The organism is Candidatus Parakkermansia intestinigallinarum (assembly GCF_944389695.1).
GTDB classification, from domain to species: domain Bacteria; phylum Verrucomicrobiota; class Verrucomicrobiia; order Verrucomicrobiales; family Akkermansiaceae; genus Akkermansia; species Akkermansia intestinigallinarum.
In genome coordinates this window covers 63063-72190 of the sequence record NZ_CALXNG010000012.1, presented here as the reverse complement: position 1 = coordinate 72190, position 9128 = coordinate 63063, and the positions used below count along the sequence as shown (strand labels likewise).

The window sequence follows — 9128 nt, the reverse complement described above, 5'->3', positions numbered from 1 at the left end:
TGCCCTCTCCTTGCCCGACAACCCGCATGATTACTGCATCCCTTTTCCCCCCTGCTCAAACTTTGGGACAGGTGTGAAAATCTATACAATTTTCTTGCTCTTTCCCCATGATTTATGGCATAATGAGGAGCGTGGGGAGCCGGAGCCATTTCAGTTGTGAAATGGCCAAGCCTTCCACCAATGAGCCCTCTTCCACCATCCCGAACATGAAGAACATGGAACAACTTCGCGACAGGCTTTATTCGATACACGAGCAAATGCGCTCCGTAGCCAAACAATTCCAGCATGGCAGCCTTCATCCTCCCCTGTTATGTTACGCTTTGGACGACAGATTTCTCGACGGTGACACCTACGGGAAGCTGCAACAGAACAGAAAAGATTTCATCTTATCGCCCGGCCAAATTCGCCAATGCTATTACGCAGTTATGCTCTACTTGGTTCGTGCCTTTTATGAAAAATCCGACGGTAGAGATTGGAAACAGGCTGCTGATATTCAACGGCAAAAAGATGTCGATGAAATTCGAAAACTTATTGTGAGGCGAGACATGCCGTGGCATGACGACTGTGATGAGGAAACCGTCAGCGTCATGGACTGGTTGAAGACTCAATGCCCCATCCTCAAGGCTGAAAGGGGCGGCGACAGCTCTGTGGTCATCGATGTTAACACAGCCTTTCATAAACTGTTGGTCGAACGCAATGTCAACCTGCTCAGCAACGGCAGAAGTTGGATGACACTGGCGCACATGACCAAAGACGAGCTCGACAAACTGAAGCAAGACGTCAATCTGCAAACCCGGAACCTCAAACAGGATTTTGAAGTCCGACTCAGTAGGATCGAGTCCGTTCTTCGGAAAAACCCCAAATACGCCGTCGCGCTCTGGGAGCATTCGAGATTCGAATGGATGTTGGCTCTTGAGGCCATCACGAGTTCACAGGACGAGATCCCTGTGAAAGTCTACGAAACGTGGCCTTGGCTGAAGGCCATCACCGCGCTCGCCGATCAGAATAAAAAAACCGTCCTGCGAGCCCAATGGATGTTGTATCGCGACGGCAACTGCCATCGTCTCTACCTCTCGCTGGAAAAGGCTGACCGCCTCGCCGACTGCAAGCTGAGGATCAGCCAAGGCTCGCTCGAGCATGAGTTCGACATGCCGAGCAGCGAACTTGGCTACGAAGCCGTCGAGCTGTGGGAACGGGGCTTCAGCCCCATGAGTGAAGAAGAGCTCCGGCTCGAACTCCTCACCGAGGGAGGAACCCACCCCAGCTGCACGTTGCCCACCATCACCTCCTGCGGCGGCTGCATGGTGTTCCGCAACCAGTATCCCAAACTTCAAACGGCTGAATTGCCCATGATCGCTCCCCGCACCCTCGTTCAAACTCCCGATTTGAAGCTCGTCGTGTTGCACAGCGGAAAGAGCAATCCGACCCTATCTCTCGCTCTGCATCGCGAGGGCGAAGAAAAGGCACTGGCCTGTGTCTCTCTCGATCGAAATGAAAAACTCGTTGGTTCTGACTGCTACTGCTCCACATTAGAAATCAGAGATTTCAAGACGCAAAGCCCTCTGCACCGCGCACGCATTCACTCCGTCAACATTCAAGGAAGCAACGCTGTCCTCTTCGAGGCTCTTTGGAAGCCTGAAATAGAACTCCACCCGCTTCCCAATCCGAACATCTGGGTCAAAGACGAGGGAAGCGTTAAAGTCATTGAAGAAAACCGCGGCGAGGGGCTCGACGTCGTTTACCTGAAGGCCGACGGCGTCGACTCCGTCCATCTTCCCGAAGGAGTCGTGCGCCTTCCCGATGCTCCTCCCGGTGAGATATTTGAGCCTGAGGAGGGCTGCTGTCTGGAGTCTCTGCGGCTACCGCATCTGAAACTGCTGCCCGTCAGTGTGGGCCGTTCGGAAGGCACGAAGGAGCTGCGCGAAAGCCTCCGCCAATGCATCACCAAAGCGACCTTGCTCTACCTGCCCCGCAACTGGCGAGAGAACGCGGTTGAACCTCCCGACGAAGACACGTGGAGCGTCGCCAAAAACCTCGAAGAGCACCGGCTGGTGACGCCTGAAGACGGCAGCGCTTCCCTCTGTGTCTGCACCCCGATCAAGCACGTGGTCTGGCGCTGGAAACAAGGCGATACACCGTGCAACGTCAATACCGCTCTGCACACTGCCGCCGGCTGGGAATCATGGAAGCTTGAGTTGGTGAAACCGGGGGGGAGTAAGGTCTACCTGCATCTCGGAGCTAACGGAGAAGGCAAAGCTCTCGATGCCTACGCGCTGAGCTGCGCTTCGTCCGACGGTATCAAGGCCGGCACCCTTTTGAGCAGGCTCTTCCCCGGCCTCCGCCCCACACAGGAGTTTGAGTTTTTTATCAGCACCTCTCCTGACGGCCGGGACAAAAAAGCGTTGCTGAGCGGTTCCGTCCGCCGCAGCAAGGAGTTTTACTTCGACAAGGATCAAGAAGGCTCCATTCGCCTGTACCTCTGCATGCTCCCCGCCGATCGCGAGTGCTGCACGCTCTGCATTCTCCACGAGTCCGCCATGTTCAATCCGAATGTCATTTCGGAGGTGCGGAAGCTGGACTGCTCTGCACTGAATTGGTCTGAGGACCATAGCTGCGAAGTAAACACCCTGTTCGATTCTCGTGACCCGAACGGATTCTACCGGATTCGAATCGAGGACTCGCGCGTGTCGACAAACGAGGGAATCCTCTGCCTGCCCGAACAATTCAAACCGCTCCAAGATGCGCCCGACATTGCGTGGTATGAGAAGGGCAGCGACAACCTCGGTCTCCCGAAGGACATGGCCAAGCGCATCGGAGCCAACCCGAGTATCCAGCCTAAACTGTTCGATCGCATGAGAAAAGGGAAATATGTCACCGGAGAAGAGATTGACAAGCTCGTCAAGCTGCTCCAAGATCCCGAATCGAAGCCGCGTGACGCTTATCGGCTCAATCCCCTTTTCTCCAGCGAGCAGATTCTGCAAAAGCTGCGCGAAGATGCCGCAAGCTACAAACCCACCTACATGTAACACCGATGAACCCGCATCAAGTCTCGCAGTCTGTCAACGCCGCTTTGGTGAAGCAAATGCGGCGCACCCGCCCCGTCGAAGGATATGATACCGAACTGAGCGAAGAGATCCGCCGCCTCTACGAGGGCGACGCGGACCACGCTCCGGCGTTTCGCTTTGTGTCGCCTCCCTACGTCGAACGGCTGCGGTATTACGCCCAAGGCGAACACTCAAACCTGGCCCAACTGGTTGCAGAAGGAGCACTCGAGCCTGAAACCGCCAACCTGTTTGCGCGATACTTCGGTCAAGGTGCTCCCGAAGACGTCACCCTCTATGCCCATCAGGCCGAGGCAGCGCGCGCTATCGCCGCCCGAAAGAACGTGATGGTCTGCACGGGCACAGGCTCGGGCAAGACCGAAAGCTTCCTTATCCCGGTCATCAACGGTATCATCAAAGAGCGCAAGGAATGCAAAGAACGGAACATCGCCTACACCCCCGGTGTGCGTGCCATGATTCTCTACCCCATGAATGCGCTTGTCAATGACCAGCTGCTGCGTCTTCGCCGATTGTTGAAGCTGGCCGGAGATACGGTGGATTATGCCGGAGACATTACCTTCGGCTACTATACCGGCGAGTTCGACTCGCAACCATCGGGAGCAAGCAGATGGGTGAAAAGGCTCAAGGATGACAAAACAGGCGAAGCCTATTTTAGCAGTCCTGAAGAAGCAAGCCGCTGCGATCACGCCTACCTGAGCGAGGATGAGACGGCGGACAACGAGTATGTGAAGCGCTCGTGGTGGACGGATCATGTGCACGGGCCGGCAGACATCCTCATCACCAACTATTCCATGCTGGAGCGTCTACTGCTCGATCCCGACAAGAGTGCCATCTTCTCGCCCGAGCCGCAGACGTGGAAGTACATCGTTCTGGATGAGGCGCACACCTATACGGGCTCCCTCGGAACGGAAATCTCATGGCTGCTGCGCCGCCTGATCGACCGCGTGTCTGAGGGCGGCATCACGGCTCAGGATAACGGCGAAGCTCAGCGGCGCATTCAATTTCTCGCAACCTCCGCCACAATCTCAACCGGGGAAGACGCCGAACAACAGGCTCTGGATTTTGCCCAAGACATCTTCCGCTGCCGCGATCGCAGGACACAGGATGAGTGCCCCGAGGCAAACGGAAACTTTATCGTCCTGCAAGGCGAACATTACCGGGCAGACTGGGAGTCTGACGATGCCCGACAGCGGCCCGGCGGCACCTATGCACGGCTGCTTGCCGAAGAGGGAATTGATCTCGGAGAGTATCTGGCCGGCAGCCATTTGGAGCAACTGAGGCCCATTGAAAGCTCTCTCTTCGCGCAGACGAAGTGGCTGCATCAAGCCCAGTCGTGGCTCGGGCGATTTGACTACCTCGAGCAGTTCCTGAAGCGTGAGAATCCGACGGAAGCGGCACTGGGAGATCTGATCGCCTTGAGCACCTGTTTGGAAGCCTTGGGAATGGAGGATCAGGATATCAGCCTGAGGCGCAATTCCTCGCTCGATTCTCTAGATTCTCTACAGAGCCTTCTGCTCTTTTATCAAGGACAGGAACCGGAGGCCTTTCGGCAGAAGTTGCGGAATATCTCGGGGGAACGGCTGAACTCCGCCGTAGAAGCCCGGAAAAGCAGCATTCTCAAGTTCTGTGAGCAGAAAGAAGATGTAGTCAAGCTCCGGTCTTTGTCCTTGCTTCCGATTCTGGCCCAGCTCTTGCTGAGTCTTCAGGAAGAGTACAACAAAGCCGAGGACTTGGATGTTGAAGTAGCTCGCTGGAAGTTTGAATGGACCAATGCGTTCACCGAGTTGCTCAAGAGGGGGGCAGAGCAAGTGCGTGTAATGAGAGAGCGCATCCGCGGCATGCGGAGCCGAATCGCCGAAAAGTGGGCAGATCTTCTCAACACGAAGGCGGAAGAACGCTCGGCGAAGGCTCTCATTACCGACTATATTCTGACGCATCGGGAGCTCGGCGTCATGGCGGAGCTTCTCAAGGCAGGCCACGCCAAAGAAGAAGACCTTTGCCGAGAATGCTTCGGCGACGAAACGGCGGAGTTCGAAGCCTTCATTAAGCTGCTGACGCTGACGCAGGACGAGGCGCTGCCCAATAAGGCTCCACTCATGGATCTGCGCTATCACCAGCTCGTCAACCGCATCGAAGGAGCCGCCGTATGGTTCGATGAGCAAAATCATTTACACCTCGTGCTCAATGAAGAGGCGGAAAACTCGGCGCTCCGAACCGATGACGGCCAAGAGTATCAACTCTACGAACTCGGGCAGTGTTACAACTGCGGTCACCCCTATCTGATGCTTTATGCGAGCGGCGCCATGGTGGCAGGCAAAATGCCTGCTATGGGAGAAACCGTCTATCGCTTCGGGGGAGCGGGGCTCGGGCTGCACGCCTTTGCCCGCTGCTGCGAGGGGGAGAAAGCCGAGTACTGGTTGGATGCGCAACGCCGCAAGCTCTACGACCACGAAGCCACTGGCGGTCTCATTCCCCTGCGGCTGCATGCAGCCGCATCACAGACTGAGGCTCAAAAAACGGCGCAGAACGCAGCCACATCAAACATCGGAGAGTGCCCACACTGCGGCTCCAGTAGCCAAACGAGTACAACCTACGGCATCATCGGCCCCTACAATACCGGATCGGACTTTTCGCGTACAACCGTGATAGACAGTTTGGTGAAGCTGGCCGATCCGGAGTTCGGCATCGATCCGCGCAAGCACCCGCAGCATGGGCGCAAATTGCTGACCTTCTCCGACTCGCGGAGCCAGGCCGCAGCCATTCCCGTCGAGTATGAAAACAGCGCCGAAGAGCGTCATGTGCTGCGCCTTCTCATGGAATGCGTGCAGGAGCTCGAGGAGACTGATCCCCGGAAAGCACTCAACAAGCTTGTTGAATTCTGCACGGGGAAGAGCCGCGATGAAAAAAGCGACGTCCCAGAGAAGTATGACGTCAGCAAGGACATGGATTTGAACTGTCTCTTTGTCATAAGAACGAACCCAAACTTTCCGCCCGAACACGCTGCGCCACTCGAAGAAAGCCTAGCCAAACGACTGGCAAACTCCCCCCTCCTGCTCATGCCGGGCTTCACGGGACGCCTTCGCAGGGCGGGCGGCGACTACCTGCTGCAGAAGGAGTTCACGAAAAATGGTGAAAACGGAGCGCAAGAGACTGAAGACTTCAGCGAAGGCGTGGCGGCTCTGCTCACCATGTTCTCTCTGCTGCGCTCACCCGGGCGATACTGCGCGGTGAAAGGTCCCGAGGCGCCGCTGAGGGTCTACTCTTGGAAACACGAAAGCAGCAAAGAGAACTCTTCGGATTGGAAGCGATTCAAAGACTTCTGCCGCGATGACGATGCGGCAGAAAAGGCCTTTCAGGCGGTGTATACCGATATCTTCCTCAGCGTTAAGGCGAGCGATAGAGTTAAGGCGAGCTATGGAGGTTTTGGTCAGGCTGACCGCTGGAACGATGATACAGCCAAAAGCGCCGACGGCAAAGGGCTTTACTGTAGAAAAAATGAGACTTACGGCAAGAAGGAAGAAGCCGTCCTTTCTCTCATCCGCGACAGCCTTCAAGAACCAACAAACCGTAAAGCCGCCGCGTTTTTGCTGGATTATCTGCGGAACAGCATTCTCATCGACGGCAAAATTGACCTGTACGACGTCCGTTTGAAGCTGACGCCTGCCGGGCGCGCGATGCTTGAGCGCGATCCGAATCTCGTCACCGTTTTCTACGAAGCCGATGAGCATTCGGCTCAACTGGCCAAAGAGACGAAGCGGCTCTACCAGCAGAAATTCACCGAGGGAACAATCAACATTCTCTCCTGCACGACCACCTTTGAGATGGGTGTGGACGTGGGGAGCCTGAACTGCGTTCTGCTGTGCGATATGCCGCCCTCCGTGGCGAGTTATCGCCAGAGGGCCGGCCGTGCCGGTCGACGCGCCGGCTCATCTGCCTACGTGCTGACGCTGGCCACGGGGCGGGCTCACGACGTTCACTTCTCTCAGCACCCCGAGGACATGTTCTTCGGGGAGGTTACGCCCCCCGTCATCTACAGCCACAACAAGAGTTTCAGAGCCAAGCATCTGCGAGCCGTCGCCCTCCAACTCTTCCTGAGCAGCCTCAAAAGCGGGAATAAACAAAAACTCTGGAAGCTCAGCGGTCATTTCTTTCTGAACACCGGTGAAGGAGACAAACAACGCCTCTCCTGCATCTCCGACCTTCCCGCATGGGTGGAGGAACACCGCGACGAGGTGCAGGAACGTTGCCGCGCCATTGCCGGAGACTCGCTTGATTACTCGGTTGCGGATGATTTGTGCCTCCAGATCACCGGCTTGAGCAACGGGCTTGATAGGTATAAGAATCGGCTGCCGAATTTCGATGAAACGCCAAGTTACTTGGAACTCTCGGGCCCCTTCCTGCCGAATCCCGACAACAAGGGCAGCTACAACGAGGCTGATCCGTGGAAGGCCTCGGCTGCGCGTCGTTACGAATTGGAGATTCTGACGGCCGGAGGCGGGAAAATACCCGCTGACATCATGGACAGCAGTAAAGGCTCCTACTGCCGACGCATGGCCAATGCTCAGACGGTGGACGTGTTAGCCAGATTCCGCGTTCTCTCGCGCTACGGATTCCCCTGTGAGGTCATCACCCTGCGCCTCGCCGGAAAGGACGAATCGCGCCTCGGCAAAGTCGACCTCAGCCGGGATATCAAACAGGGCCTGTACGAGTATGCTCCGGGGCAGGTCGTTCTCGCAAACAAGCGCAAGTACGAATCGAAGAGCCCCATCTGGCTGGGCAGCTATCGTGGCAAAGGCAAAAAGGAACAACTGGACATCGAAGAGGACAAGCAATTCCTTGCGTGCACGCAGAAGCAATGCCTCTGCGTGATGTACGATGAAGGCGATGACGAGTTACCCAAGTGTCCGCAATGCGGGGCTGCGATGCAGCGCATGACGGCCAGCAGGCCCGATGCATTCCAAGCGGAACCGAGTCAAAAGGCGAATGCTGTCCCTCTCAACGTCCACCCCCCGCGCCGTTGCTGCTACATCGGCCACAGAAGTGAAACGTGGGACATCGACGGCACCCGCACCCAAGCCTCATCCTCGGACAGCCGAGAGATCATCTATCTGAATATATTGTCCAAGGATTTCAAGAGAGGTGACGAGAATATCGATGCGCTCTACTACGCCTTCAGGACGGACATCGTCATGCTGTCGCTAAATCCCGAAGCGAGTCCGCTTCCCGACAATCCCTGCTGGGACAGCGACGTGCATCGAAGCCGAGCCTGGAGGTCGGCGACGCAGGCTATCGTCAAAGCCCTCGCCAAAGTGCTTCACGTCTCACCTCTGGACATCGGGGCTCTGACGACTGAAATCGACAAGATTCCGCACATCGTTCTCTTTGATAATACGGCGAGTGGTTCAGGTGCCATGCTGCGGTTGATCAAGGGCAAGACGAAGGAAGAAGCGCAGCAGCAGGGCAACAGCTGCGTCGAGCTCACGAAACGCATTTTGGAAGAAGCCCTCGCCCTCTGCAAGAGTTGTGAATGCTTTAGTCTGCGCGATGCTCACCAAGGTATCGTCATGACGCACCATGACTGCCTGATGGCGCGAGAAGAGGAAGCCGTGCAAGAGTACCACTCATGCTACAAGTGCCTGAAGAGCTATTCCAACCAGACCGAACACGACATCCTGGATGCCCACGATGCCGCCTTCATTCTGCAACACATGCTCGGCTCTGATGAAAGCCCTGAGGCATGCTCGCCGCAGCCTCAACCTCCTGCAGAGCCATTCCCGAAGCCTGAAGTTGAGCATCCTGTCTCCCCCCTGCCGCCATGCCCGTCTCCGGCCGATCAGGCATCCTCAGGCCGCGAGAAACCGCGGGCCACCCGAGAGCAACTTCAATTCGTCAGAGACCTCAAACTCAGACGACTCGGTCCCTTCCCCCCATGTCGCGTCATCAGGAACGGCAAGGAAACGGAAATGCGAGCCATTTACGCTTCAAAGACCCACATCTTTTTGTCTCTCCCCGGGCCTGAGTTAAATGCTGAAAAATTTGAATTTTACCAACTGATTTTGAACTGAT

Annotated in this window: 3 protein-coding genes; all 3 read left to right on the top strand. The window is 56.3% G+C overall.

The window, feature by feature from the left end; translation table 11 throughout:
- Positions 1–285 precede the first annotated feature (285 nt).
- The 3 genes from AC6UAL_RS05065 to AC6UAL_RS05055 are packed head-to-tail and all read left to right on the top strand — an operon-like array spanning position 286 to position 9127.
- Positions 286–537: a hypothetical protein gene (locus AC6UAL_RS05065; RefSeq protein WP_500682282.1), complete on the top strand. Its 252-nt coding sequence runs from the start codon at positions 286–288 to the stop codon at positions 535–537.
- An 8-nt stretch (positions 538–545) separates the two neighbouring features.
- Positions 546–3026, top strand: a complete 2481-nt coding sequence (locus AC6UAL_RS05060; RefSeq protein WP_500682281.1) for a hypothetical protein — start codon at positions 546–548, stop codon at positions 3024–3026.
- A 5-nt stretch (positions 3027–3031) separates the two neighbouring features.
- Positions 3032–9127, top strand: a complete 6096-nt coding sequence (locus AC6UAL_RS05055) for a DEAD/DEAH box helicase (protein WP_500682280.1) — start codon at positions 3032–3034, stop codon at positions 9125–9127.
- Position 9128: the final 1 nt, after the last annotated feature.